Raw genomic sequence first — 24,965 nt, forward strand, 5'->3', positions numbered from 1 at the left:
CAATAAAAGCGCCCGGCTGAAGCCGGGCGGGAAATCGGGATTATGAACCCATGCGGTAGTTCGGTGACTCTTTGGTGATGGTCACATCATGCACGTGGCTCTCATTGATGCCGGCGCCGCTGATGCGGACAAATTCCGCCTTAGTGCGCAGGTCATCAATGGTCGGGCAACCGGTCAGGCCCATGCACGAGCGCAGGCCGCCCATCTGCTGATGCACGATCTCTTTCAGACGGCCTTTATAGGCCACGCGACCTTCGATACCTTCCGGTACCAGTTTGTCAGCGGCGTTATCGGTCTGGAAGTAGCGGTCAGAAGAGCCTTTAGACATCGCGCCCAGTGAACCCATACCGCGATAGGATTTGAACGAACGGCCCTGATAGAGTTCGATCTCGCCCGGTGACTCTTCGGTCCCCGCCAGCATCGAACCGACCATGACACAGGACGCACCGGCGGCGATCGCTTTCGCGATGTCACCGGAGAAACGGATACCGCCATCGGCAATCACCGGAATACCGGTGCCTTCCAGCGCGGTAACTGCGTCAGAGACGGCAGTGATCTGCGGAACGCCCACGCCGGTCACGATACGGGTAGTACAGATAGAGCCCGGGCCGATACCCACTTTAACGGCGCTGACACCTGCCGCAACCAGCGCCAGTGCGCCGGCACCGGTGGCTACGTTGCCGCCAACGATTTCAAGGTCCGGGTATTTGGCACGGGTTTCACGGATACGTGACAGCACGCCTTCAGAATGGCCGTGTGAAGAATCAATCAGCAGCACGTCAACGCCCGCTGCAACCAGCGCATCGATACGCTCTTCGTTACCTGCACCGGCGCCAACTGCCGCACCGACACGCAGACGACCCTGCGCATCTTTACAGGCGTTAGGTTTGCGTTCGGCTTTCTGGAAATCTTTAACGGTGATCATGCCCAGCAGATGGAAGCTGTCATCTACCACCAGCGCTTTCTCAACGCGCTTTTCATGCATTTTGTGCAGCACGACATCACGGGCTTCGCCCTCTTTTACCGTCACCAGACGATCTTTCGGGGTCATGACTGCAGAGACAGGCTGTGAAAGGTCAGTGACAAAGCGCACGTCACGACCGGTGATGATACCCACCAGTTCGTTGTCGCGGTTAACCACCGGATAGCCCGCAAAGCCGTTGCGCTCGGTCAGCGCTTTAACGTCAGCCAGTGGGGTGGTTGGCAGGACGGTTTGTGGTTCAGTCACCACGCCGCTTTCATGTTTCTTCACCTTGCGCACTTCGTCCGCCTGGCGTTCGATTGACATATTTTTATGGATGAAGCCAAGGCCGCCTTCCTGTGCCAGCGCAATCGCCAGACCCGATTCGGTCACGGTGTCCATGGCAGCGGAAAGCATAGGAATATTTAAACGGATATTTTTGGTCAGCTGGGTGCTGAGATCGGCCGTATTAGGCAGGACGGTGGAGTGTGCAGGGACGAGCAGAACGTCGTCAAAAGTGAGTGCTTCTTTAGCGATTCTTAACATGGCAATACTCCACCTCGGGTGATTGAGAATAGATAAAATATTGCCGCGGCATTATACAGGCCGTAATCGATTGCCTCCAGCATTATTTACGAAAAACTCTTGATCCGCACTGACAGCCCTGTAGTATCGATGAATTAACCTGCTGATTTGGAATTTGATCTTCGTCACATGTCGCTGCCACCCATCGCCAATATTTTTACCGTCAGCCGTCTCAATACGACAGTGCGTCAGCTGCTGGAGAAAGAGATGGGCCTGGTCTGGATCAGCGCCGAGATCTCCAACTTCACGCAACCGGCATCTGGTCACTGGTACTTCACGCTGAAAGATGATGGCGCTCAGGTTCGCTGTGCTATGTTCCGCAACAGCAACCGACGCGTCACCTTCCGTCCGCAGCATGGTCAGCAGGTGCTGGTGCGCGCCAACATCACTCTCTATGAGCCACGCGGTGACTATCAGCTGATTGCCGAAAGTATGCATCCGGCGGGTGAAGGCTTGCTGCAGCAGCAGTTTGAACTGCTGAAAGCAAAACTGGCCACCGAAGGACTGTTTGATCCGCAGCATAAGCAACCGCTGCCGGAACCGGCGCGTCAGGTCGGGGTGATCACCTCTTCCACCGGCGCGGCGCTGCACGATGTGTTACGCGTGCTGCATCGCCGTGATCCCTCCCTGCCCGTGGTCATCTATCCGACCGTGGTTCAGGGCGTCGATGCGCCAGCGGCTATCGTCCGCGCGATTGAAATCGCCAACCTGCGCAACGAGTGCGACGTATTAATTGTCGGACGCGGCGGCGGTTCGCTGGAAGATTTGTGGGGCTTTAACGATGAACGCGTGGCGCGCGCCATTTTTGCCAGCCACATTCCCATCGTCAGCGCGGTGGGTCATGAAACCGATGTCACCATTGCCGATTTCGTCGCCGATTTACGCGCACCCACCCCTTCCGCCGCGGCTGAAATTGTCAGCCGTAACCAGCTGGAGTTGCTGCGTCAGTTGCAGTCACAGCAACAGCGGCTGGAGATGGCGATGGATTACTACCTGGCACGTCAGCAGCGGCTTTACTCCCGCCTTGAGCATCGTCTGCAACAGCAGCATCCGCAGCTGCGTCTGGCCCGTCAGCAGACCGCCCTGTTTCGCCTGCAGCAGCGTCTGGGAGAAGCGATGGAAACCCGCCTGCGTCACGCTACGCGTCAGCAGGATCGCCTGTCGCATCGGCTCAACTCCCAGCAGCCTCAGCAGCGGCTGTTCGATGCGCAAAAACAGCTGCAAAGCTGGCACTACCGCCTGCAGCAGAGCATGACAAAACAGCTGAGCACCAGCAAACAGCACTTTGGTAAGTTGGTGGCGCAGCTGGAAGGCGTCAGCCCGCTGGCGACGCTGGCGCGTGGTTTTAGCGTGACCACCGACACCGCCGGACAGGTGGTGAAGAAAACCGCACAGCTCCAGAGCGGCGACCTGCTCCGTACCCGTCTTGATGATGGCTGGGTTGAAAGCCAGGTGACGCAGTTACTGCCTGAGAAAAAGCGCCGCCGCAAAACCGTCTCCTGACTCTGCCCGTCAACTCACACTTTTACACTTAACGCTGGCCTCACTAATGAGGTCTAACCCGCCTGACGGGTCTATACTTTCTGGCACATTCCTAATGCCAAGGAGTTTCAGATGGCTTATTGCGTTATTCCTCCCTATATCCTTCGCAAAATCATCGCGCACGGTTCCGGCCACCAGCAGGAGCAGGCGCGTCGCACCCTGACACACGTTCAGCACCTGATGGCGGAACACTGGCAAAAGCAGCCGGTGGCAAAAACCGCGGCAGGCGGCCACGTGGATCGTGAAATTTATGATGCGCAAAGTCAGCAGACCCTGCCAGGTAAGCTGATTCGTCAGGAGGGCCAGCCCGGCAATGACGACGTGGCGGCTGAGGAAGCCTGGAACTATCTTGGCGTAACCTATGACTTCTTCTGGCAGGCTTATCAGCGTAACTCGCTGGATAATCAGGGGCTGAAGTTGCTCGGTACCGTGCACTACGGTGACAAGTACCAGAACGCCTTCTGGAACGGTCAGCAAATGGTATTTGGTGATGGTGACGGCGAAATCTTTAATCGCTTCACCATCGCGATTGACGTTGTGGCGCACGAACTGGCGCATGGCGTGACGGAAAATGAAGCCGGCTTGATCTACTTTGAGCAGGCTGGTGCACTGAACGAGTCGCTGTCAGATGTGTTTGGCTCGCTGGTGAAACAGTTCAGTAAAAAACAGCGTGCCGATGAGGCGGACTGGATTATCGGCGAAGGCCTGCTGGCAAGCGGCATCAATGGGCGTGGTCTGCGCTCAATGTCTGAACCTGGTTCCGCCTATGATGACCCGATGCTGGGCAAAGATCCGCAACCGGCGCACATGGATCACTACGTGAAGACACGCGAAGATAATGGCGGGGTTCATATCAATTCCGGTATTCCTAACCGGGCTTTTTATCTGGCAGCAACAGCGCTGGGTGGTTATGCGTGGGAACAGGCGGGATATGCCTGGTATGACACGGTGTGTGACGACGAACTGCCACAGGATGCTGACTTTAAGACCTTTGCCCGCTTCACCGTTCAGCATGGTAAAAAACGGTTCAATGAATCGGTTGGCAGTGCCATTGAACAGGCGTGGAAGGAGGTTGGCGTGCTATGAGTGACCTGCCCGAACTCACTGATGACGCCACCATCATCGTCGCGCGTGAAGGCGGCATGGCTTTTATTCCGGGGCTACGCGCCGAACGACGCTTTATGCTGGGCGATCTGCCGCCGCCAGAAAGAGAGCGCGTCTGCCATGCGCTGCAGCAGGCGATGCCGCTGGGTGAACCCGAGGAGAAAGCCGCGCAGGTGGGCAGTGGCGACCAGCGCTATTTTCGCATCCAGATTCAGTATGCAACCCACCGCGAGGTCGGGACGATAGTGCTGTTGATTCCGGAACAGGTGGCGCCGCCTGAGTTGCAGGCGCTGTGGCGCGACGGTAAATAAGCAAAAAAAAGGGCCGACTATTATGTCGGCCCTCAGACTGCTGATAATCCGATGTTCATCTGTTAGCGACAAATGAGCTTAAAGCGAAGGTAACACGTTCAGAGGAGGAAAGCGTCCCGCGCCATGGACGGCGCGGGCCGAGCAGTCATGGATGACGATTTTGCGACTTTCCGATCTGACCGTGTTCCCTGAGCATGCTCGGGCTTACAGCAAACCAGGCAAGACTTTTCCGTAAAAAAGGGCCGACAATGTCGGCCCTTTTCATTAAGCGTTGTTACTTGCTGTCTGGCAGCGCGTAAGCAATCACATAATCACCACGGTCCGGTGACTGACGTGCGCCACCTGCCGAGATCAGGATGTACTGCTTACCATCTTTCGGTGAGACGTAGCTCATCGGGCTACCCTGACTGCCCACCGGCAGACGTGCTTTCCACACCTCTTTCCCGGTTGAAGAGTCAAAGGCGCGCAGATAGTAATCCTGCGTACCTGCGATGAACACCAGTCCGCCCTGCGTGGCCAGCGTACCGCCCAGCGTTGGCATGCCAACCGGCATTTTCACGCGCATCTTGATACCGAATGGTCCGGTATCCTGCACCGTGCCGACCGGCACCTGCCAGACGATTTTCTGCGTTTTCATGTCAATCGCCGACAGCGTACCAAATGGCGGTTTCTGACATGGGATACCCAGCGGTGACATAAAGCGATTTTTATTTACAGCATATGGCGTACCTTTCAGCGGAACGGCACCCATACCGGTGTTGATCGCTTCGCCGCCGTTGCTGCCGCGCGCAATATTGCTGGTATCAGCCGGGATCATCTGAACCCACAGACCCAGACGCATATCATTGACGAACAACAGGTGGTTGTTCGGATCGACCGACATGCTGCCCCAGTTCATACCGCCCAGCGAACCCGGGAAGCTCAGAGACTTGTCGGTGTCCGGCACGGTGAACAGGCCATCATAGCGCATGGATTTGAAGCCAATGCGGCAGGCCAGCTGATCAAACGGCGTGGCACCCCACATGTCAGACTCTTTCAGCGTCTGGTTGCCAATTTGCGGCATCCCGGTCGAGTGTGGCTGCGTTTTAGTGTACTGCTCGTTCGGGATATGGCCCTGCGGCATCGGCAGTTCTTCGACTTTGGTCAGCGGCTTGCCGGTCATACGGTCAAGAACGAAGATCATGCCGGTTTTGCCGCCAATCACTACCGCTGGTGTGGTAGTGCCATCTTTTTGCGGGAAGTCGATCAGGCTTGGCTGCATCGGCAGGTCAAAGTCCCACAGATCGTTATGCACGGTCTGATAGACCCACTTCTCTTTACCGGTCGTGGCATCCAGCGCCAGAACCGATGCGCCATATTTGTGATCCAGTTCAGTACGGTTCGCACCCCAGAGGTCAACCGACGAACTGCCCATTGGAATGAACACGGTGTTCATTGCCGGGTCGTAAGACATCGGTGCCCATGAATTTGGCGTACTGCGGGTATAATCTTTACCCGGCATCAATATCGCATTCGGGTCAACATTGCCTGGGTCAAACGCCCAGCGCATCTGGCCGGTGATAACGTCAAAGCCACGCAACACGCCACCCGGCATATCCGTCTGCACGTTATCCGCTACGCGACCGCCGACCACCACAGTGGTGCCAGCCAGGGTTGGCGCTGAGGTCAGCTGATATTGCGGATCCGGTGCCTTGCCCATGCCCGCTTTGAGATCAACGATGCCGTGATCGCCAAAGTTTTCACAGAACTCACCGTTGTCAGCATTGATCGCAATCAGACGCGCGTCGATGGTGTTCATCAGAATACGACGCTGACAGCTGTCACCGGCTGGCAACACTGCGGCAGTCACAGGTGAAGACCCCGGCTTAACTGGCTGCTGCAGCGGTTTCGTGGCGTCAAAGTAAGCCAGACCACGACAGCGCGGCCAGACTTCCGCTTTGGCATTGATTTCACGTTTCCAGATCTGCTTACCGCTGTTGGCTTCAACGGCGATGACGTTGTTGTGCGGTGTGCAGAGATAAAGGGTATTGCCAATCTGCAACGGTGTCTGCTGATCTTCTGCGCCGTTGCCGGTCGGGCTGACAGGGATATCACCGGTGCGGAAAGTCCAGGCCACCTGCAGATCTTTCACGTTGTCGCGGGTGATTTGATCCAGCGCCACAAAGCGGCTGCCCTGAGGGGTATTACCGTAGTTATCCCAGTCTTTCTGCTGTTTCGCTTTATCTACCGGGATCAGCGGCAGCTCTTCGCCCGTGCCTGCAACGGTAGGATGTGGCTGGAACATCTGCACCAGCGTAACAACCATGCCTGCCGCCAGCAGCGCAGAGAACGCATAAGAGGGTTTTGCCAGTGAGTGCTTACCTTCATGCTTACGCAGTGAAGGCCAGATCAGGAAGGCAAGTAGCATCAGTCCGGCAGGCACCATCAGGCGTGATACCAGCGGCCAGAACTCCAGGCCCGCGTCGAACAGCGACCAGATCAGGGTGCCGACAAAGACCAGCAGGAACAGAACCACTGCCGAGGATTTGCGACGGAAGAACTGAATTGCGGAGAGTACAGTGACGATACCCGCAATTAAAAAGTACCCGCTGCCACCAAGTGCAACCAGTTTGCCGCCGCCAATTGCAAAAAACAGACCGGTGGCAAGCAGCACCAGTCCGAGCAGCACGGATGCTATTCCCAGCCCCTTTCCGGAGCGGGAGGATGTTTCAGCCATAATACTTACTCTCCTGAATAAACAGAGCGCCCGGACAGATGCCATCCGGACGCCGGCGCGTTAAGTCAGTCCGCGCCGGGCACCGCTCGGTTTCAAATCAAATATAAACAGACCCGCGTCCGTGAGATCGATGGGCCGGAAGAACACGGATGTGGCTGGCCCCTCCCACGACGCGGCAGGATTGTACCACCTGGTACATTACAGAGTGAACATCTACAACCCATTTGTTACGGCGCAATAGCATTTTTGCTACAAAATAAGCCAGTCGTCGCTCTGCACTCTCAGACGTTTTAAGCGTAGCTGAAAGCGACGTCAGTGACCTGGCGGCTGGAAAAGGACGCGCTTGCGGGAGATGAGACCATGTCCGTTCCGGCAAAAATAGTCCACCGCGCCGCAGGCTTTAAGCACCTCAAGCGGCTGATGACACTCCGGACAGCAGGGTTGTGCGGGGTAATGCGTACCGCAGGTAATACAGATAAATTCACCATCACTGAGCGACAGCGGTTGCTGACATTTTTCGCAAATAATAGTCACTATTTTCTCCCTGCTCCGGTTTATTCAGGGCAAAAAAAAGAGGGCCAGATGGCCCTCTATTCTTAACGCTTGTTCTTTTTCATATGCGCCAGCAGACGCTTACGTTTACGCTGCTGCGTTGGCGTCAGCAGGTTACGTTTGCCTTCATAAGGGTTATCACCCTCTTTGAACTGAATACGAATTGGCGTTCCCATCACGTTGAGTGATTTACGGAAATAGTTCATCAGGTAGCGCTTGTAAGAATCGGGCAGATCCTTAACCTGATTACCGTGGATTACCACGATAGGCGGGTTATAACCACCGGCATGCGCGTATTTAAGCTTAACGCGACGACTGCGCACCAGCGGTGGCTGGTGATCGTCTGCCGCCATATTCATGATACGGGTCAGCAGCGAGGTGTTTACACGCTTCGTCGAACAGTCATAGGCTTCAGTGATCGACTCAAACAGATTACCGACGCCGCTGCCGTGCAGCGCAGAGATAAAGTGGATGCGGGCGAAGTCGATAAAGCCCAGACGGTAGTCCAGTGTCTCTTTCACTTCATCACGCACTTCCTGCGACAGGCCATCCCATTTGTTGACCACAATCACCAGCGAACGACCACTGTTGAGAATGAAGCCAAGCAGCGACAGATCCTGATCGGAAATACCGGCATGGGCATCAATGACCAGCATCACCACGTTGGCATCTTCAATCGCCTGCAGCGTCTTGATCACCGAGAATTTCTCTACGGTGTCAGAGATTTTGGCACGCTTACGCACGCCCGCCGTGTCGATCAGAACGTATTCACGTCCATCACGCTCCATCGGAATATAGATGCTGTCGCGGGTGGTGCCCGGCATATCGTAGACCACCACGCGGTCTTCACCGAGAATACGGTTAGTAAGCGTTGACTTACCTACGTTAGGACGGCCAACAATCGCCAGTTTGATTGGCAGGCCCGTCGGGTCGAAGTTTTCTTCTTCCTCGGCGGCTTCCTGCTCAGCAATCTCGTCAGCTTCAAGCGCAGCCCAGTACGCCTGATTCTCTTCTTCTTCCGTGAGCTCGACCGTCTCAACTTTGTCCATCCATGGCAGCAGTGCCTCTTCTATCAGGCTGCTGACACCACGACCATGCGATGCCGCAATGGCGTGAATCTCGCCCAGGCCCAGTGAATAGAAGTCCACAACCGCCTGATCAGGATCCATCCCGTCAGTTTTGTTGGCCACCAGGAAAGTCGCTTTCTGGCGGGAACGGAGATGCTTAGCGATTTGCTGATCGGCGGCCATCATGCCCGCACGCGCATCGACCATAAACAGCACGACATCCGCTTCTTCAATCGCCAGCAGTGACTGCTCGGCCATCCGCGTTTCAACACCCTCTTCGGTGCCGTCGATACCACCGGTATCAATAACAATAAATTCGCGCCCTTCCACTTCGGCGCGACCATATTTGCGATCGCGAGTCAGTCCAGGAAAATCCGCTACCAGCGCATCACGTGTGCGGGTTAAGCGGTTAAATAGCGTAGATTTTCCCACATTGGGACGCCCAACCAGCGCGACCACAGGTACCATAACAAAATGCCTCAATAAATAATTAATCGCCCGAATGGCGTGATTATAACGGCTCTGGCCGTCAAGTTCAGGCTTAAGGCGCAAAGAATACCATGCCTGACTAAAAACGAAACGGCCCCTGATTAAATCAGGAGCCGTCGGAACGGAGGATTTCACCTGCCAGACGTTTACCCGTTAACGGGTAATCGCATAAACCTCACCATCTTTCGACTGGATCAGCAGCTTATCGCTGGCGACCACCGGCTCGGTCTGGAAGCCGGAGCTATCCAGTTCCTGCTGCGCAACAAAACGACCATCCGTGGTGTTCAGCCAGTGCAGATAACCTTCGCTGTCGCCGACAACCAGATAGCCGTTGTAGAGCACCGGCGAAGTCAGGTTGCGATGCAGCAGATCGCTTTGACGCCAGATGGCGACACCGCCGTCAGCGTTAAGCGCAATCACACGATCGTCCTGATCGACCAGATAGATGCGGCCGGCATCCACAATCAGATCTTTCACACCGCCAATTTCGCGTTTCCACAAAATCTGGCCGGAACGCAGATCCAGTGCTGTCAGATTGCCATTGTACGCCAGCGCGTAAACCACGCCATTGACGATAACCGGTGTGGTATCGACATCGTTAAGACGATCGATCTCAGTGGCACCGCTGACCTGGGAAATACGCTGCTGCCAGATCAGTTGTCCCTGGTTCAGCACCACGGCACTGACACGACCGTTGTCGCCCCCGACAATCGCGCCACCAAAAGCGACAGCCGGAGCAGATTCACCGCGCAGAGACAACGCTGGCATATCCAGGTTGACGCTCCACTTCACGGCACCGCTGCTCTGATCCAGACCCTGCAACATGCCATTGCTGGTATGAACCAGCACCAGACCATCGCTGACTACCGGACGTGACAGGGCTTCACCGGCGACTTTCGTCTGCCACGCCAGGCTGCCATCACTGCTGTTAAGGGCATAAACCTGGCCGCGCTCGCTGCCAACATAGACACGATCACCATCAGCCGTCAGGCCACCTGATAACATGGCTGAGCGGTTTTTAGAGAAGAAGCCGGTTTTCTCAGAGAGATCGACTTTCCATTTTTCTTTACCGTCTGCGGCATCCAGCGCTTTGACGATACCAAAGCGGTCGGCAGCATAAACCGTATTATCCTGCCAGGCAGGATGCAGATTTGAGTAGAAATCACCGACACCATCGCCTACTGAGGTGCTCCACACTTTCTGTGGCGTGAACTGATTTTCCACCTTCGGCAACGGGGCCATTTTTACTACATCTTCTTCGCCGCTAAACAGCGAACAACCGCTGAGCAAAGTGACTGAAATCAGTCCCGGCAGCAGGTATTTACGTAATTCCATGCGCTCTCTCTTGACTGGCTTAGCTTAAGTTATTCATCTTCATCTGCATCATTTGCTTCAATGCCGGAGAGGCGTCAGATTCAACCCCTTTACTCCAGGCATCGCGCGCGCCCTGCTTGTCACCTTTGGTCAGCAGCGCTTCGCCGCGAATATCGGCCACAATGGCTGTCCAGCCATCACCCTTCACACCGTCAAGGGTTTTAAGCGCCGCATCCGCTTGATTCTGTTGCAGTTGAATGCGTGCCAGGCGCAGGTTAATCACCGCCTGCAGATTGGCATCTTTGGTATCTTTCAGTCCGTTTTGCAGCAGCGTCGCGGCTTTATCAAGCTGACCGGCGTCAACATACTGCTTCGCCAGATCCATCGCAGCCAGCGCACCGTAGGTGTTGCTGTTTTCACTGGCAAAACGGTCTACCGCTTCCAGCGTCTCCGGTTTGCCGGCCTGCATGGCGCTGGTGAGCTGCTGATACTGCGCTGATACTGTCTTCGCCGTATCGTCCTGATGACTGCTCCAGTAACGCCAGCCGCCCAGCGCAGCAATGCCGATCACCACGCCAATAGCTAACGCTTTGCCATTGTTGGCAAAAAAGTTGCGCAGCGCGTCGGTCTGCTCGTTCTCATTGCTATACACTTCCACGCAATCCCTCTCCTTTCTATGGTTGGTGCTGTGTCACGCTTACTGTAACAGCGAGTGCAAGACAGCAGCAGCCTCTGCCTGATCCAGCGTTTGCTGCTCGCCACGGCGCAGATCTTTAATGACGACCTGACCGGCTTTGACCTCATCCTCGCCTAACACCAGTGCAACGCGAGCGCCCCACTTGTCAGCACGGGCAAATTGTTTCTTGAAGTTGCCGCCACCAAAGTTGGTCATCAGCCTCAGTTCTGGCGCCTCATCACGCAATTTCTCAGCCAGCTGCATTGCTGCAGACTGCACGCCCTGACCTGAAGCGATAACATAGACATCCACATTGCTCGTCGGTTCAAATTCAGGATTAACCGCCTGAACCAGCAGCACCAGACGCTCCATGCCCATGGCAAAGCCAACGGCAGGTGTTGCGCGGCCACCGAGCTGCTCAACCAGGCCATCATAGCGACCACCACCACATACCGTGCCCTGTGAACCCAGGCTATCGGTGACCCACTCAATCACGGTGCGATTGTAATAATCAAGCCCGCGTACCAGACGCTGATTGACGGTGTAGCTGATCCCGGCGTCATCCAGAAGGGCACACAGGCCGCTGAAATGTTCGCGTGATTCGTCATCAAGATAGTCGCCAAGCTGTGGCGCATCATTCAGTAACTGCTGAATATCGGGATTTTTAGTGTCGAGAACGCGCATCGGATTGGTGTACATGCGGCGTTTGCAATCCTCATCCAGCACCTCTTTATGCTGTTCAAGGAAGGCGACCAGCGCGTCGCGATAATGCGCGCGTGCTTCCAGCGAACCGATAGAGTTGAGTTCCAGACGAACGTGCTCAGAGATACCCAGAGCTTTCCACCAGCGGGCGTTCAGCATGATCAGTTCAGCATCGATGTCCGGTCCCTGCAGACCAAACACTTCCACGCCAATCTGGTAGAACTGACGATAGCGGCCTTTCTGCGGACGCTCATAGCGGAACATCGGGCCCATATACCACAGGCGCTGCTCCTGGTTGTAGAGTAAACCGTGTTCAATACCGGCTCGCACGCAACCTGCAGTGCCTTCCGGACGCAGCGTCAGGCTTTCACCGTTGCGGTCTTCGAAGGTATACATCTCTTTTTCAACCACGTCGGTGACTTCACCGATGGCGCGTTTAAACAGTGGGGTTTGTTCCACCAGCGGTAAGCGAATTTCGCTGTAACCGTAGCTCGCCAGCGTCTGCTTGAGAACGCCTTCAATCCGTTGCCAGAGGGCGGTATCCGCAGGCAGGTAGTCGTTCATCCCGCGAATCGCCTGAATATTCTTCGCCACGTTAGAATCTCTTAATGCAAAAAAACCTGTCCGGCATCATACCTTATGAGGATGAAACCGCACAGGTTCAGTCAAAAAAGTCACGCACGCAGACCGCGTACGCCATTATTTTTCCAGATGCTGCACATCAATACGGCGACTGGCATCCAGCATCGACGCTTTAGCACGAATGCGCGCTTCCAGCTGATCGATCATGTCATTGTTGTCGAGACGATCGCGCTGACGCACACCATCCTCGTAGAAACCACTCTTCTTGCTGCCGCCGGTCACGCCCAGCGTAGAGAGGGTCGCCTCGCCAGGTCCGTTGACCACGCAGCCGATAATGGAGACATCCATCGGGGTGATCAGGTCTTCCAGACGCTGCTCCAGCGCGTTGACCGTGCCGATAACGTCGAACTCCTGACGTGAGCAGGTCGGACAGGCGATGAAGTTGATGCCACGAGAGCGGATGCGCAGTGACTTCAGGATATCGAAACCGACTTTGACTTCTTCTACCGGATCGGCGGCCAGCGAGATACGCAGCGTATCGCCGATCCCTTCTGACAGCAGCAGACCCAGTCCAATCGCCGATTTCACTGCGCCTGCCCGCGCGCCGCCCGCTTCGGTGATACCGAGATGCAGTGGCTGTTCAATCTGTTTCGCCAGCAGACGATAAGATTCAACCGCGAGGAAGACGTCAGAGGCTTTGACGCTGACTTTGAATTGATCGAAGTTAAGACGGTCGAGATGATCGACATGGCGCATGGCAGATTCCAGCAGCGCCTGCGGCGTCGGCTCGCCATACTTTTCCTGCAGATCTTTTTCCAGCGAACCGGCGTTCACGCCAATTCGAATCGGAATATTGTTGTCGCGCGCGCAGTCGACCACCATGCGGATGCGCTCATTGTTCCCGATATTACCGGGATTGATGCGCAGGCAGTCGACGCCATACTCGGCGACTTTCAGGGCGATGCGGTAGTCAAAATGAATATCTGCAACCAGCGGGACGTTTACCTGCTGTTTGATCAGTCTGAATGCTTCTGCGGCATCCATGGTAGGCACCGAGATACGAACGATGTCGACACCGACTCGCTCAAGGGCTTTGATCTGATTTACCGTCGCCTCCACGTCAGTGGTGCGGGTGTTGGTCATCGACTGGACAGCGATGGGTGCGCCGTCACCGACCGGCACCTTGCCGACGTAAATGCGTTTGGATTTACGACGGATAATGGGTGCTTCGTTATGCATATTTCTTCTCCACAATTGCCCGGTACGCGATACGCTGTTATTGCGCACCCAACGTCAGGCGAGCAACCTGGTTATTACGGATAAAACGACTTAAATCAACGGGCTGATTCTGATATTGCACCTGAACAGCGGAAGGCGCGCCAATTTTCAGACGATACGGAGGCGTTCCTGCGAGGCTGAGTTTACCACCACTGCGCTGAATGCCGCTGAACAGTTTTTTGCCGGTGGCATCGCTCACTTCCAGCCAGCAGTCGGCGTTAAAGGTCATCACCACCGCATTAGGATCAGCAGCCGGTTCACTGACCGCCGCTGCACCTACTGGCATCTGAGGTGCCGTGCTGGTATTGGTATTCGTGGCCGCAGGTGCAGCCGCTGAGTTGTCTACGGGCGCCTGGCTCGGCGAAACCACGGCATTGCTGGTGGTATCTGGCTGTGCGGTGGTCGCGCTATTGCTGGCGCTGGCGGCCGGAGCCGCACTCGCTGGCGCACTGGCTGCGCTGTTGTCACTGGTGGTATTGCTTTCGTCAGGCGCGGCAGGTGCCGCGCTGTCACCGCTGGATTCACCCAGCGGAATCGACTGGCCGCTATCACCGCTGCTGCTCTGATCGGTCATCGGCACCAGATCATCCTGCGACGCTTTATGATTCTGCCACCACCATGCACCGGTCAGACCCACCACCACAAACACCACCAGCCAGGTGAAAATCATCAACCAGCCGTCGCGTTTCTTGCGGCGTTTGCCCAGTGAGAAACTTTGCATCGGCTCGATCTTTGAAGCCCGAATCGGTGTCTGTTTCGCCATCATCGGCAGCAGTTCCTCTTCAGGAATGTGCACCAGACGCGCGTAGGAGCGAATGTATCCGCGCAGGAACGTGGAGGCCAGATCGGCAGGCGATTTGTCTTCCTCGATATCACGCACGGTAGAAAGTTTCAGGCACAGGCGTTCAGCGACGTTCTGCTGCGTCAGCCCCATCTGCTCACGGGCCAGACGCAGGCGTTCACCTGTTGAATGTAATGCAGAGTTTTCTTGAGTGGCTTCAGTATTCATTAGCTAAATAACGCTGGTACTGTATCGATTGCGGAAAACGTCGCGCTAACTGGTCGCCATAACGTGAAACGTCAGCGGCATCTCCCTGTAGCGCGGCGAAACGTAAGTGTAACGCCAGACTTCGTGCCGTTGCGGGCAGCTGTTGCTGGTAAACATCAAGCAAAATCTGCACCTTCGCCAGATGGTTATCTACCATTTGCTTTTCAGCTTCCGACAGCAGCGAATCAGCTTTGCGTCTGTCAGCCTCAATGGCCTGGCGTAGTGTCCTGCGGGCAGCGGCAATATCGCCAGCCTGCAGATAACAAAACCCTGCCAGTTCAAGCGCGTCATTGCGTGCATCAAACTGCGGTGCTGCGCTTGCCCGACTAAACTGTTGATGCGCTTCGCCATACTGCCTTAAAGCGCAGAGAAACGCACCGTAATTGTTAGCAACAAAACCATTATCCGGGGCCTGCTGCTGTGCCAGTATAAACCGTGCCTGCGCCGCTGTCTGATTACCCTGCTTCTGCGCCAGTCGAGCCAGCGCAAGCGAGACCCGGTAATCCTCTGGCGCGGCGGCCTGTGCCCGCAGAAAGTTTCGCTCAGCCGCGGCATAGTCGCCACCCGCCAGATAGTGCATCCCTAACTGCAGACGCACCTCTTCTGCTCCGGGTTCGTGATGCTGGCTGACACACCCGCTTACAACAAACAGCGCCAGTAAAACTGCAGGTAATCCGTTACGCATAATCGTTTCCATCCGGTTGACGTTGACAGGCTGCAGCCTGCCACGCGTCATCACTTCAGGAAACGCTCTGAGTCACTCTTCTAGAGAGCCTTCACAGAGATGGCCTCACCCGCCATTTTTTTACGCATCGTACGCTTGGTACGGTCGATCACCTCACCGGCTAACTGACCACAGGCGGCATCGATATCATCGCCACGGGTTTTACGCACGATGGTAGTAAAACCATAGTCCATCAGGACTTTGGAAAAACGATCGATGCGGCTGTTGGAGCTACGGCCATAAGGCGCGCCCGGGAAGGGGTTCCAGGGGATCAGGTTGATTTTACACGGTGTTTCTTTCAGTAATGCGGCGAGTTCATGCGCATCATCTGTACTGTCATTGACGTGATCCAGCAACACGTACTCGATGGTCACGCGTCCCTGATTGGCGTTGGATTTGCCAATGTAGCGTTTCACCGCCGCCAGGAAGGTTTCGATATTGTACTTTTTATTGATCGGGACAATATCATCACGCAGCTTATCGTTAGGCGCGTGCAGGGAAATCGCCAGCGCGACGTCGATCATATCGCCCAGTTTATCCAGCGCAGGCACCACACCCGAGGTGGAGAGGGTCACACGACGCTTCGACAGACCAAAACCGAAGTCATCCAGCATGATCTCCATCGCCGGAACCACGTTATTGAGGTTGAGCAGCGGCTCGCCCATGCCCATCATCACCACGTTGGTGATAGGACGCTGGCCGGTGATTTTCGCTGCGCCGACAATTTTCGCCGCACGCCACACCTGACCAATAATTTCTGACACCCGCAGGTTACGGTTAAAGCCCTGCTGTGCGGTCGAACAGAATTTACACTCCAGCGCACAACCCACCTGTGAAGAGACACAGAGCGTGGCGCGGTCCCCTTCCGGGATATAGACCGTTTCCACCAGCTGGTCGCCCACGCGAATGGCCCATTTGATGGTGCCGTCGGTGGAGCGCATCTCTTCTGCCACTTCTGGCGCGCGGATCTCCGTCAGCTCCATCAGTCGGTTACGCAGCTTTTTGTTGATGTCGGTCATCTGCTCGAAGTCATCGCAGCAGTAGTGATAAATCCACTTCATGACCTGATCGGCGCGGAAAGGCTTTTCGCCCAGCGACAGGAAGAATTCGCGCATCTGCTGACGGTTGAGATCCAGCAGGTTTATTTTCTGGCTTTTGGGGGAGACGACAATAGGGGATGCGGACGCGGACGTCACAATCTGTTCGGACATAATATTCTCTGGCCTCGTTGTTACACGTTATGGCGCTGTTCAGGGATAGGTGAAAAAAATTGCGCCTTCATTAAGCTGAGTCAATGAAGGCGCAATATTGTACAACATCTGCAGCCTGATAACAGGCGGGAGTGACCTCCCCTACGCAGATTTTTGTAAAGCCGACGTAACGTTTATCGCCAGGCGATTAACGGGTACGTGGGCAGATTTCGTTTTCGCCAAAGAAATAAGCAATTTCGCGGGCAGCGGATTCAGCAGAATCTGAACCGTGCGTGGCGTTTTCGGTGAAGCTGTCAGCGTAGTCAGCACGCAGTGTGCCAGCCAGTGCGTTTGCCGGGTTAGTGGCACCCATCAGGTCACGGTGACGCTGAACGGCATTTTCACCTTCCAGCACGGAAACAACAACCGGGCCAGAGGTCATGAATTCAACCAGACCATCGAAGAATGGCTTGCCCTGGTGCTCAGCGTAAAAACCTTCAGCCTGCTCTTTGCTCAGCTGCAGCATTTTTGCGCCAACGATTTTGAAGCCAGCGCTTTCAAAACGGTTGTAGATAGCACCAATCACATTTTTAGCGACGGCGTTTGGCTTGATGATAGAAAAAGTACGTTCGATTGCCATGATGACCTCTGTCTTGACGTTCTGAAGAAACCGGTGGCGTCCGCCCCGGTTAAGAAACGGCGCCGATTATAGGGGCTGAGTCCGGCGTTGCCTATCAGAGATCCCTAATTTGATGAAAAATCTTGATCTGAGTCGAAGCAGACGCGCCATAGTTATGATTTAGCGCAAAAAAGCGTCAGCCCCGGCTGAAGGTGACCGAGAAAAGTTGCCCCTCTTCATCCATCACCACCAGCTGATACTCGCCCGGATGATCGAGCTGCAGCGGCAGGCTGTCTGCGGCATTCTGCGTCATCAGAGGCTCACCATTCAGGAACCACCAGCGCTGCGCGCCCTGCCCTCCCTGCACCGCGACAGGGATCGTCAGCGCGCTCCTGCCCGGCAGCGGTCTGACGATTTGCCCCTCAATCACGCCGGTAACGATCAGCGGCGCGCTGCTGCCCTGCTGTAATGGCGGACACCGGGCATCAACAGGAGGCAGGCGTTGCGCCCGCCGCTCCTGAGGCGGCAACCAGGCTTCCAGCGGCAGCGGCCAGACCAGCCGTTCATGGCGGGTGGCGCCGGGGCAATCAGCTGCGACGCGCAGTCCCTGCGCATTCTGCCAGTAGCCCTGACGTAATCCGCTGAGGCTCTCCTGGCCGGGAGCCAGCAGTGTCGGCGGCAGCGTGTCGGCGGCGACCCAGCTTTGCCGCCGCTGGCGACAGTTTTCGTCTCCGGCGGGCAACGGCTGACCGCCAGGCCAGCAAATGCTCGCCACCGTCACCGAGGCCGGGCGCGGATCGCCCGGAACGTCACGTCTGCCGAGGCGACTCATCAGCAGGCTGTTGATCTGATTCATGACGGGCACGGCAGAGGCAAAACCAAACTGCCCGGCAACCGGCGTGGCATCCGGTCTTCCGACCCAGACGCCAATCAGATAACGAGGATTGATCCCCACCGACCAGGCGTCGCGGTAGCCATAACTGGTGCCGGTTTTCCAGGCCAGTGGCACCACATCGGGTACGCTGCCATTGCCCGCGGGCTGCGCTTCCCCGGCCAGGATACGCCGGATGATCCACGCCGACTCAGGCGAAAGCAGCGGCCGCTGCTGTAAGGGTTGATCGGGCATCCAGCGCAGCTGGCCGGCGTTGCCGTGGCGGGCAAAGGCGCTGTAGGCTGCCACGATCTCATCCATGCGCGCTCCGGTGCCGCCGAGAATCAGGGAAAGATTAGGTTCAGCGCCGGGGGGAAAACGTAAGTTGAGACCGACATTGCGCAGGCGCGCTGCAACGTTTTTCGGTCCCAGCGCCTCCAGAAGCTGCACCGCAGGCAGATTCAGCGACCGCACCAGCGCGTCACTGGCGCTGACCGGCCCGTGAAATCCGGTATCGAAGTTGCCTGGCCGGTAATCACCAAAGCGACGCGGCACATCCTGCAGCAGTGATTCAGCATGAATCAGCCCCTCATCCAGCGCCATCCCGTAAATAAAGGGTTTTAACACCGAGCCTGGCGAACGCACGCTGGCGATCATATCCACATGGCCAAAACGGCTGTCATCGGTAAAGTCAGCCGAGCCGACGTAGCCGCGAACAGCCATGGTGGTGTGATCCACCACCAGCATCGCCAGCGAGGTGCGTGGAGGAAGCTGATTTTTAACATTCAGCGCCAGGCTTTCCAGTTCGCGCTGCAGTGAGGGGTCAAGCGTAGAGAAAATCTTATCGCTGTGGCTGATCGACAGCAGCCGCCGGGCCAGTAGCGGCGCCATCTGTGGCATCTGGCGCGGCGGCAGCCACACCGGCTCCTGACGGATTTCCGCCACCTGTTCAGCGGACCAGATGCGGTATTCCGCCAGCCGATCCAGCACTTTGTTGCGTGCGGCTTCTGCCCGCTCCGGCCAGCGATCGGGCCGCAGACGGCTGGGTGCCTGCGGCAAAACGGCCAGCAGCGCCGCCTCGCCCGGCGTCAGTTGCGACGGGGCTTTTCCCAGCCAGCTCCAGCTTGCCGCGCCCACCCCTTCCAGCGTGCCGCCAAAGGGCGCACGGTTAAGGTAGAGCGTCAGGATGTCACGTTTGGAAAGATGCCACTCCAGCTGCAGCGCACGCCACGCCTGAATCAGCTTGCCGCGCAGCGTCCGGGGTTGCGGGTCGATAAGGCGTGCCACCTGCATGGTCAGCGTGCTGCCTCCGGAAATGACGCTCTGATGGCGCAGATCCTGCCAGGCGGCGCGCAGCAGAGCCAGGGGATTGATGCCGGGGTGATACCAGAACCAGCGATCTTCATAGGTCAGCAGCGCCTGCAGATAGGCCGGAGCCACCTCCTCTGGCGTGACCGGATAGCGCCAGATCCCCTTGCTGTCTGCAAAGCGCCACAATGGTGTGCCGTCGCTGGCAACAACCACCCGCGCAGGCTGCACCTGTTTAAGCGGCAGCGGGAAAAGCCGATCCAGCCCCCATGTCGCCAGCCACAGCGCCAGAAAAAAAAGCGGCAGCGCGAGCCACCACTTTTTGATGCTGCTGACGTTTACCACGCGTCGCGTCACTTACTGAATATGCAGCTGCGACGGCGTGCTGCCGGTGGCGCGCCACTCCGGCACATACATCGACTCGACCTGCGGTGGTGGCATCAGATAGCGACCCGGTGTGACCGCCCGCGCCAGGTAGACCAGCGTCGCGGGACGATAAGTATCCACCGCCAGTGCCGCCACAAAGCGATCGTCACGGAACTCAATGTGTCTGATGTCAGCCTGCTGCATGTCACCCATGCTCTCCTTCAGCGCATCCGCACTGTCGCCGAGGCTGGCGCTGCTGTCTGCCAGGTTCTGGTTTTCCAGCTCCAGACCGGCAGGCAGCAGATCCACCACCAGCGCATCGGTGATGCTGCGCTTCGACGAAACGGTCAGACGCACCACCAGCAACTCACCGCTGCGCAGATTGCTGAGATCGGCGGCTTTGCCATCCAGCGTAAAGTATTCACGTTTTATCCCGAGCACATTGCTCTCCGGCTGTGGCGCGGCCAGCGGATAACCGGTGACATCCAGACGACCATACAGCGGCGCACTGCCCGGATTACTGACGGCTAAGCCCTGCAACAGTCGTTCAGCCCCCAGCCCTTTATTCAGTGGCGCATCGCCCTGCAGAGGCTGTGCATTGCCCGACAGCTGCGCCTGCCAGCTTCCGCCCTGCGCACGCTGCAGCGTATGCGCCGCTAAATAGAGCGCGTTATTCTCCTGAGTCGAGAACCAGCGCTTGCCGTTGACCTCTTTTGACAGCGACAGCAGCAGACTATTCTGCAAATCAGGCTGCAGCTTATTCTCTGCTAACAGGGCTATCATCATCCCCTGATCGCGCACCGTGCTGCCATAGTCGCCATACCACTCTTTATCTGAACGCGTCAGACTGGCACCCTGCATGATCGCAAGCGATGCGCGCTGCCCGTCACCCATCAGCTTCAGCGCCACGCCAAGCTGCATCAGCGCCAGGCCGGAGCGGGCCTTCTCACGCTTTTCATACAAGGCGCGCAGCGCACCCAGCGGCGCACGCTGCTGACGCGCCAGCACCAGTCCGGCGTAAGCCTGCACGCTGAACTGCAGCGCGGCGTTGTTATCACTGCCGCCGCCGCTGATCTGCGCGGGATCCTGCAGATAGCGCAGCAGCCGTGCGTTAGCGCGGTCAACTACATTATCCGGCAGCGCATAGCCCGCCTCGCTGGCGCGAAGCAGGAAATCGGTCACGTAAGGCGTCAGCCAGAACTCCTCCTCACTCTGTTTGTCCCACAGCCCGAAGCCACCGTTGGCCCGCTGCATACCCGCCAGACGGGCAATGCCGGTGTCGACGGCGGCCCGGCGTGCCTCATCACTGCTGGTTTTTATCCCCATCGCGGTCAGCTCAGCATGGCTGGTGTAGAGCGACGGCCAGAGGCCGCTGGTGGTCTGCTCCAGACAGCCGTAGGGATAGGCATAAAGCGCACTGATATAGCTGGCGATATTGAGCGGCGGACGATTGCTCAGCGTCAGCTGTCCACTCAGGGTCTGAGCATCCAGCCCGGTAAACGCGGCTGCCGCGACCTGCCAGGGCTGATCGGGATTGATGACGGCATTGAAATTCAGCGTCCGGGCCGGATAAGGTGGCCTGACGCCGATTTTCCACTGCTGTTTGCTGGGCTTCACCTGCTCGCCCGGCAGGTTCAGACCGGAAATCTGTACGGCGACCTCGCCATCACCAAAGCCGGCTTTTGCCATGACCGGAATCTGAAGTGTGGTACGTGCGCCTTTGGCCAGCGTCACGCTCTGGCTGGCAGCCCCGGCCAGATCCACTAAGCCACTGCTGCTCAGATCCACGTTCAGGGTTTGCGGCAGATCGGTCAGGTTAGTGAGATCCAGCGCCAGTGAGGCTGTATCGCCGCTGGCAAGGAAGCGCGGGGTGGCCAGTTCGCTGATCAGCGGCGCCGCAACCACCAGTTTGCGCTCTGCCGCGCCGAAGCTGTCATCGCTCCAGGCCTGGGTCATCAGCCGCAGCTCACCGTTAAAGGCCGGGATCGGCAGCGTAATCGACCCGTTGCCCTCTTTATCCAGTGTCACCGCCTGTAACTGCTGCGCCACGATATTGACGTGCGTCACTGGCTTTTTGCCGCCGCGCGTCATCGATTCATCCTCGCCATCACCACCAAAACGCAGCGCCGCGAGCCGGCCACCGCCTTCGATCAGCTGGCCAAAGACGTCGTACTGATCGACGTTGTAGCGTTTACGGCCAAAGAAAGCCTGCCACGGATCGGGGGTTTTAAAATCCGTGACGCTCAGAACGCCGCTGTCCACGGCTGACAGCAGTACATTCACTTTTTCAGGCAGCGGGCCGCCGTCACGACTGGCGTGAACTTTTACCGTCAGGCGTTGCTCAGGACGGATTTTATCGGGCGCATCCAGCGTCAGATTTAAGCGGCGCGCCTCCGTCGCCATCGGCAGATGCAACAGCCCCACCGCGCGTTTTGGCGTTGCGCCACTGACCTTATCGCCGTCACGCACCACGATGGCGCTGAAGTAGAGATCGTGACGCTGCCAGCTCTCAGCAACAGGGACATCCACCGTTGTGCCGCCCTTTGGTACGGTCAGTGGCTGCCACCAGAGCGTGCCGCTGCTCGACTCCACCATCAGGTAACCTTTACCGGCCGCCGGTGACTCAACCTGCAGATGCACGGTATCGCCCGGCTGGTAAGCGGCTTTGTCCAGCTTCAGTCTGACCTGATCCGGGCGCAATGCACCCGTGCCGTTGGTGTTATCCTGCCAGTCATAACCCGCCTGGAACCGCACGCTGCTGACGATCTTCTCGCCCGCCTGCACTTCGAGCCGGTAGTGGCCCCACTCGACCGGGAAGCTGACTTTGGTGCTGCCATCAGCCGGGACAGAGATGGCGCGTTCATCTTCCTGCAGATCCTTGTCGCTATACTGCGACTGCCAGCCTTCGCTGTCAGAGAAGCTCCAGTAGTAATCATGGCGTTCACGGATCAGGCGAACATCCAGCTTCTCTGCCGCCAGTTTTTTGCCCTGACTGTTGGCATAGACAATGTCGAATTCGGCCAGGCTCTGTTCCGGCACGGTCGGCTCATCGTGATAGCTGTCACTGCGGAAGTCATAAACCGCCTTGTTACCAAACAGCGGCCGGATACCTGGCAGCGCTTCAGCGGGCCAGATGGCCTGGGTGGCTCGACGGGTGACCGGACGTCCGCCGGTCTCCAGCAGGCTGGCCTGCAGGATCAGATTGAGCGGAGAGTGGAGCTGATCCCACTGATTTTCTACCGTGAGTTGTGCTTTACCGCTGGCGTCGAGCTTGAGATCCACCTCATCCAGCGTGCGCTTTAACCCCTCTTCGGTGATGTCACCAAACTGGTAGCCTGGCAGTGCAGTCACCGCCTCGCGTGCCGGTCGCAGATAGAGTTGACCCTGTAGCGTGTTACCTGCTGCCGGGGCGCCATAGAGATAGCGCCCCTCAATACCGAACTCAACACTGGCATCAGCGGCCTGCGGCTGAGGGTCGTTTTTCAGGGTTAACGCCATACGCTCCGGCAGAAAATCTTCGACGTGAAACTTCCACTCGCGCTTGAGGTTATCGCCGGTATTGAGTCGCAACATCCAGTCGCCGGTCATGGCCGACGCGGGCAGCGCCAGTCGCTGCTGGTAGAATCCTGCTTCAGGCTGCCAGACAAAAGTCCGCATCACCTGGCCATCGGGCTGCACCAGCTCTGCTTTGATCGGCTGCGCAGGCAAGGGGTGTCCGTCGGCATCGCGAAGCAGCGCATTCACGATGACCGTTTCGCCAGGACGATAGATATCGCGCGGACCAAAAACAAACAGCTGTTTGTCATAGCCCTGCGGCCCGGCGACCGGGAACTCAGCGAGATCCAGCGCCGGACGCGCCAGGTCGATCATTGAGGTCTGTTCTCCCTGAATTGCCAGCAGGAGCTTGCCTTTTTCATCCGCCTTGAGGCTCAGATGACCGGTGCTGTCACTGGTTCCGCTTTGCAGCACCTGCCCCTTCTCATCCAGCAACCTGACGCTGATCCCGGAAAGCGGCTGACCGTCTGCCAGACTCTGGGCGAACAGTTCGAACCGGGTCGGGAAGCGATGCAGTGACAGACCAATATCGCTCAGGGTGAAAAGCGTGGCGGGCTGGCTATAGCGATAAGTACCGGCCTGCTTCATCACCGCCAGATAGACGCCCGGCTGCTGAAGTGCGGTAATGTCACGCATCGGCAGTTGCAGTTTTTCACGTGTGTTACGCGCCGGGTTGAGCTCAAAGCGTCCGCTATAGACCAGCTGGCTGCTTTTCAGCAGCTCCTGCGACTGCCAGCTCGAGAGGTTGTTGCCGTAATTCCACTGCGAGAGAAATTCCGCCAGGCCGGCATTCTTTATCCGGAAGAAATCGACATCGACCTGGTCAACATTCAGCGCCAGCACCGGCAGTCCCTGAGTGATACGCAGCGGCAGCAGTGAACCGCGACTGGCAAAGCCCACCATCGGCTGGATATCACGGGTGGTGATTTTCTGACTGTAATCGGCGGCAAGCGTCTCACCGCTGGCCGCGCGCAGTCCCGCATCCACCGTGACGGTGAAGTGACGCGACGGCTCGGGATGGCGGAAGCGCAACGTTTTGCGGTTAGCAGAAAGCTCCCAGCCGCCATCCACCCGGCCCTGTTTATCGTCGGTCAGCCTGACTTTTTGCGCGATATCCTGTTTATCATCCAGCGGCTGACTGAAGGTTAAGACCAGCGCAGCGGCATTATCGATCTGCAGTTCCGAGAGATCGATAATCGTCAGCGGTTTGCTGATCTGGACGGTTGCGGGTGCTTCTGCCGCCCGGAGAGGCAAAACAGGTAACAGGGTCGCTGACAGCAGCGAGCCACCGATCAGCATGCTGAGCAGCAGCCGGGTATTGCGTTTCTTCATGGTAGTTCCTTCACCGGGACGCAGGGAGTGTCGTTTGATTACGCCGCGCAATTTCATATCAATGCTCGCATTT

At 57.2% G+C, this 24,965-nt stretch carries 17 protein-coding genes; 3 read left to right on the forward strand and 14 right to left on the reverse strand.

The features are described 5' to 3' along the window. Nucleotides 1-40: 40 nt before the first annotated feature. A complete protein-coding gene (gene guaB, locus FOV68_RS20015; RefSeq protein WP_039390792.1) occupies nt 41-1,507 on the reverse strand; it encodes an IMP dehydrogenase in 1,467 nt (488 codons plus the stop codon). A 168-nt stretch (nt 1,508-1,675) separates the two neighbouring features. Between guaB and xseA the strand changes: the two genes are divergently transcribed. The 3 genes from xseA to FOV68_RS20030 all read left to right on the forward strand — a co-directional run bounded on the left by xseA (nt 1,676) and on the right by FOV68_RS20030 (nt 4,503). Next, nucleotides 1,676-3,049, forward strand: a complete 1,374-nt coding sequence (gene xseA / locus FOV68_RS20020) for an exodeoxyribonuclease VII large subunit (protein ID WP_143991441.1) — start codon at nt 1,676-1,678, stop codon at nt 3,047-3,049. 111 nt (nt 3,050-3,160) lie between these two features. After that, on the forward strand, nt 3,161-4,174 hold the full coding sequence (locus FOV68_RS20025; RefSeq protein ID WP_010257519.1) for a M4 family metallopeptidase: 1,014 nt from the start codon (nt 3,161-3,163) through the stop codon (nt 4,172-4,174). Beyond that, entirely contained in the window at nt 4,171-4,503 is a 333-nt protein-coding gene (locus FOV68_RS20030; RefSeq protein WP_010671321.1) for a protealysin inhibitor emfourin, read from the forward strand. Before FOV68_RS20025 ends, FOV68_RS20030 begins: the two co-directional genes overlap by 4 nt. 274 nt (nt 4,504-4,777) lie before the next feature. On the opposite strand, the gene FOV68_RS20035 is transcribed toward FOV68_RS20030, so the two are convergent. The 13 genes from FOV68_RS20035 to FOV68_RS20095 all read right to left on the reverse strand — a co-directional run bounded on the left by FOV68_RS20035 (nt 4,778) and on the right by FOV68_RS20095 (nt 24,892). Next, entirely contained in the window at nt 4,778-7,219 is a 2,442-nt protein-coding gene (locus tag FOV68_RS20035; protein ID WP_143991405.1) for a glucose/quinate/shikimate family membrane-bound PQQ-dependent dehydrogenase, read from the reverse strand. A gap of 312 nt (nt 7,220-7,531) precedes the next feature. Next, entirely contained in the window at nt 7,532-7,753 is a 222-nt protein-coding gene (locus FOV68_RS20040; protein ID WP_031594238.1) for a zinc ribbon domain-containing protein, read from the reverse strand. A 62-nt stretch (nt 7,754-7,815) separates the two neighbouring features. After that, a complete protein-coding gene (gene der, locus FOV68_RS20045; RefSeq protein ID WP_010257536.1) occupies nt 7,816-9,306 on the reverse strand; it encodes a ribosome biogenesis GTPase Der in 1,491 nt (496 codons plus the stop codon). 174 nt (nt 9,307-9,480) lie between these two features. Continuing rightward, entirely contained in the window at nt 9,481-10,662 is a 1,182-nt protein-coding gene (bamB, locus tag FOV68_RS20050; protein WP_031594239.1) for an outer membrane protein assembly factor BamB, read from the reverse strand. 19 nt (nt 10,663-10,681) lie between these two features. Continuing rightward, nucleotides 10,682-11,299 (reverse strand): YfgM family protein, encoded by a 618-nt coding sequence (locus FOV68_RS20055; RefSeq protein WP_039390780.1) that lies wholly within the window; start codon nt 11,297-11,299, stop codon nt 10,682-10,684. 39 nt (nt 11,300-11,338) lie between these two features. Further along, nucleotides 11,339-12,613: a histidine--tRNA ligase gene (gene hisS, locus FOV68_RS20060; protein ID WP_143991406.1), complete on the reverse strand. Its 1,275-nt coding sequence runs from the start codon at nt 12,611-12,613 to the stop codon at nt 11,339-11,341. Nucleotides 12,614-12,718: 105 nt separating this feature from the next. Beyond that, entirely contained in the window at nt 12,719-13,840 is a 1,122-nt protein-coding gene (gene ispG, locus FOV68_RS20065; RefSeq protein ID WP_003848692.1) for a flavodoxin-dependent (E)-4-hydroxy-3-methylbut-2-enyl-diphosphate synthase, read from the reverse strand. 37 nt (nt 13,841-13,877) lie between these two features. After that, nucleotides 13,878-14,888: a cytoskeleton protein RodZ gene (rodZ, locus tag FOV68_RS20070; RefSeq protein WP_064703319.1), complete on the reverse strand. Its 1,011-nt coding sequence runs from the start codon at nt 14,886-14,888 to the stop codon at nt 13,878-13,880. Further along, nucleotides 14,878-15,612 carry a type IV pilus biogenesis/stability protein PilW gene (gene pilW, locus FOV68_RS20075; RefSeq protein ID WP_143991407.1) on the reverse strand — a complete coding sequence of 245 codons (735 nt, stop codon included), beginning with the start codon at nt 15,610-15,612 and terminating at the stop codon, nt 14,878-14,880. Before pilW ends, rodZ begins: the two co-directional genes overlap by 11 nt. A gap of 80 nt (nt 15,613-15,692) precedes the next feature. Beyond that, a complete protein-coding gene (locus FOV68_RS20080; protein WP_010257560.1) occupies nt 15,693-16,862 on the reverse strand; it encodes a bifunctional tRNA (adenosine(37)-C2)-methyltransferase TrmG/ribosomal RNA large subunit methyltransferase RlmN in 1,170 nt (389 codons plus the stop codon). 187 nt (nt 16,863-17,049) lie between these two features. Then, nucleotides 17,050-17,481 carry a nucleoside-diphosphate kinase gene (gene ndk / locus FOV68_RS20085; RefSeq protein ID WP_003848684.1) on the reverse strand — a complete coding sequence of 144 codons (432 nt, stop codon included), beginning with the start codon at nt 17,479-17,481 and terminating at the stop codon, nt 17,050-17,052. 175 nt (nt 17,482-17,656) lie between these two features. Then, entirely contained in the window at nt 17,657-19,996 is a 2,340-nt protein-coding gene (gene pbpC / locus FOV68_RS20090) for a peptidoglycan glycosyltransferase PbpC (protein ID WP_143991408.1), read from the reverse strand. Beyond that, nucleotides 19,997-24,892 carry an alpha-2-macroglobulin gene (locus FOV68_RS20095; RefSeq protein ID WP_143991409.1) on the reverse strand — a complete coding sequence of 1,632 codons (4,896 nt, stop codon included), beginning with the start codon at nt 24,890-24,892 and terminating at the stop codon, nt 19,997-19,999. It lies immediately after the preceding gene. Nucleotides 24,893-24,965 lie beyond the last annotated feature (73 nt).

Source organism: Pantoea sp. paga (genome assembly GCF_007558755.1).
Classification (GTDB): domain Bacteria; phylum Pseudomonadota; class Gammaproteobacteria; order Enterobacterales; family Enterobacteriaceae; genus Pantoea; species Pantoea agglomerans.